The organism is Vibrio sp. M260118, from assembly GCF_036533755.1.
Classification (GTDB): domain Bacteria; phylum Pseudomonadota; class Gammaproteobacteria; order Enterobacterales; family Vibrionaceae; genus Vibrio.
In genome coordinates, this window is record NZ_JATABG010000456.1 from 1 (window position 1) to 2,321 (window position 2,321).

General features: G+C 45.5%; 2 protein-coding genes. One reads left to right on the forward strand and one right to left on the reverse strand.

Translation table 11 applies throughout. The features are described from left to right. Nucleotides 1–472: 472 nt before the first annotated feature. Complete coding sequence (locus QTO00_RS18280; protein WP_331426048.1) at nt 473–1,819, forward strand: MFS transporter; 1,347 nt, start codon at nt 473–475, stop codon at nt 1,817–1,819. Nucleotides 1,820–1,953: 134 nt separating this feature from the next. Here QTO00_RS18280 and QTO00_RS18285 read toward each other — a convergent pair. After that, nucleotides 1,954–2,321 (reverse strand): DUF1415 family protein (locus tag QTO00_RS18285; RefSeq protein ID WP_331426049.1); only part of this gene is annotated, 368 nt, incomplete at its 5' end.

Below are 2,321 nucleotides of genomic sequence, written 5' to 3' on the forward strand. Positions count from 1 at the left end.
ATTAGTCGTGCGCTTTGAAAACTCCCGTCAAGTCTAAGAGAGTGATCTTCAATCTTGATATGTTGCTCTGTTCTGGGCGGCAGCCTCTTGCGCAAACACATGGATATTTCCTTTAAGTCATTTGGGTAATCGTTGCAATCCGCATCGAAACCTCAGCGCAGATGTTGAGATTAAATAGTTGCTGTTAACTATTTGTTTCAATAAAGAATTGTCTCAAGTTGCTCATATCTAAGCTTATTTAAATTCTCATCCAATGAAAAAGTCTAGCTTGGTCACACTCTGTAGATTCAAAAATTACCCAACTAACACTCATTCTCTCAGCTAGCCGTTGGGTCGTGATGTTTGTCACGGATCGTGCGCATGACGATCGAATAGGATGTGCCCAAAGCGAAAAGGTGGATGTAGCTCGCATGGTGTAGGCTGATTGCCTTTAGTTAATGGATTAATACATAAAAGATATGAGAGCTTAAACATGAACAAGCCACGTTTATCCTTCTGGCAAATCTGGAATATGAGTTTTGGTTTCCTCGGGATTCAATTTGGATTCGGGCTACAGAACGCTAACGTTAGCCGCATTTTTGAAACTCTGGGAGCGAGTATCGATCAAATTCCAATTCTCTGGTTAGCGGCTCCATTGACAGGTCTATTGGTTCAACCAATTATCGGTCACTTCAGTGACAACGCTTGGACTCGACTTGGTCGACGTCGACCTTATTTCTTGATGGGTGCACTCGCATCGTCTTTCGCTTTGATCGTTATGCCTTACTCGCCATACCTGTGGGTAGCAGCAGGCATGTTGTGGATCTTAGATGCCTCTATCAACATCTCCATGGAACCATTCCGTGCATTGGTTGCAGATAACTTACCGTCAGAGCAACGTACACAAGGTTTTGCCGTTCAAACCTTTTTCATTGGTGTCGGCTCAGTTGTTGCGTCAGCGATGCCATACATCCTGACTAACGTTTTCGATATTGCTAACACGGCACCGAAAGGCCAAATCCCAGATTCAGTGAAGATTTCATTCATCTGTGGTGCAGTGGTGTTCCTAGCTTCAATCATTTGGACTGTGGTCCGCACCAAAGAGTACTCTCCAGAAGAGCTGGCTAGGTTCGAAGGCGAAACGTTAGAAGAGGAAACTCAAGAGAAAGCAACGTTTAAGCAGATTATCGCGGACCTTCGCGCTATGCCAAAGACCATGCTGCAATTGGCTTTTGTGCAGTTCTTCTCTTGGTTCGCTCTATTTGCAATGTGGATCTACACAACATCAGCGGCAACAACCCACATCTTTGGTGCCACAGACACGAGTTCTGCGTTATATAACGAAGGTGCTGACTGGATTGGTCTCTGTTTCGCAGCATACAACGGTGTTTCTGCTATCGCAGCATTTGCTCTGCCTTGGTTGGCGCAGCGCACTAGCCGTAAGTTTGTTCACTGCCTGTCCCTAGTGATTGGTGGCTTGAGCTTGGCTTCTATCTCGCTTGTTAGTGATCCAAACATGTTGATGCTAAACATGGTGGGCATCGGTATTGCGTGGGCAAGTATTCTTTGTATGCCATATGCGATCCTTGCGGGCTCTCTGCCTTCAAAGAAAATGGGCTTCTACATGGGGGTGTTTAACTTCTTTATCGTACTGCCACAAATTCTTGCTGCGGGTATTTTAGGCTTCTTCACTCGCTGGGCGTTCGATGGCAACACCATGATGGCTCTAGTTCTGGGCGGTGTTTCAATGATCTTTGCTGGCCTAATGGTAATGGTAGTCAAAGACCAAGACGAGCCAAACCAGGCAACGAATGAAACCGTTACTCCGGTAGAGGCTTAATCATCCGTTAAGCTAATAATTTAAAGGGGTGATGGCTCATCTGAGCATGAACTTACCGAGTACATCTAAAGTGAAAAAGCGCCGTTTGGCGCTTTTTCTCTATTTGGCCCACAGTTAAACATTCTAAATCGCTATTAAACAAACAAGTACGGAAATAGCTTTTTACGCTCTTCGGCAGTGAGCGACTCTACTCGTGCGATATTGGTATCTGGAATCGCTTCGGGGTTAGGGTAGTGCTTGAGGACTTTCTCCATGCTCTCTTCACGGATCAGATGAAATACTGGGTACGGCGAGCGGTTGGTTAGGTTTTCATCATCTTCTGGCTGTGCGCCACCAAAGCAATAATCTGGGTGGAAAGTCGCGAGTTGGAATACGCCTTCCCATTCTTGCTGTCGAATTAAAGCCTCAATCCAATCGATGAACAGATTGTAGTCGTAGAAGTCACTGAACATATTTGGTACAGCGACCAAGGTCGTTTCAAGATGTTCGGGTTGAGTTGAGG